The sequence below is a fragment of the Mesorhizobium sp. M4B.F.Ca.ET.089.01.1.1 genome, from assembly GCF_004022605.1.
In the GTDB taxonomy this organism is placed as follows: domain Bacteria; phylum Pseudomonadota; class Alphaproteobacteria; order Rhizobiales; family Rhizobiaceae; genus Mesorhizobium; species Mesorhizobium abyssinicae.
In genome coordinates this window covers 1-444 of record NZ_RZOS01001434.1, presented here as the reverse complement: position 1 = coordinate 444, position 444 = coordinate 1, and the positions used below count along the sequence as shown (strand labels likewise).

Genomic DNA, 444 nt, shown 5'->3' with positions numbered 1-444 from the left:
CCTTAGTGGCTCCTTTGTCGACGCCCAAAGCTCGTGTCGCATCTGCAGAGCCCAATGGCGATCCCATCGCCCCCAACGCTCTTCTTTCGGAGGCCTCCAGCCTTAGCCACTGCCTGCGAGTGAGGGGCTTCTCCTTGAGCTTCTTTCCCATTGTTGTCGTCTCCTCTCGCGCAGATGGGTCGCTGTATGCCCGGCAATCCTGTCATACACTCCGAAGGATGCGGAAGACGCTCGATCGGCTCACGCTCAACTCTTGGACGATCGCATCGGCCGTCTTGCCTTCGGCCTTGAGTCGCAGCACGTCCGCAGCCTTTCTCCTTGCCGTGGGTGCCCTGCCTTTGTACTTACCATCCACCTTAGCTTTGGCGATGCCCTCGCGTTGGCGCTCCAGCATAAGGTCGCGCTCGAATTCTGCGATCCCGCCCAACATGGTCAGCATCAACT

General features: G+C 59.5%; 1 protein-coding gene. It reads right to left on the bottom strand.

Translation table 11 applies throughout. The features are described 5' to 3' along the window. Positions 1 to 202: 202 nt before the first annotated feature. The coding region (locus EN780_RS37815; RefSeq protein WP_133373029.1) for a recombinase family protein at positions 203 to 444 on the bottom strand (242 nt) is incomplete at its 5' end.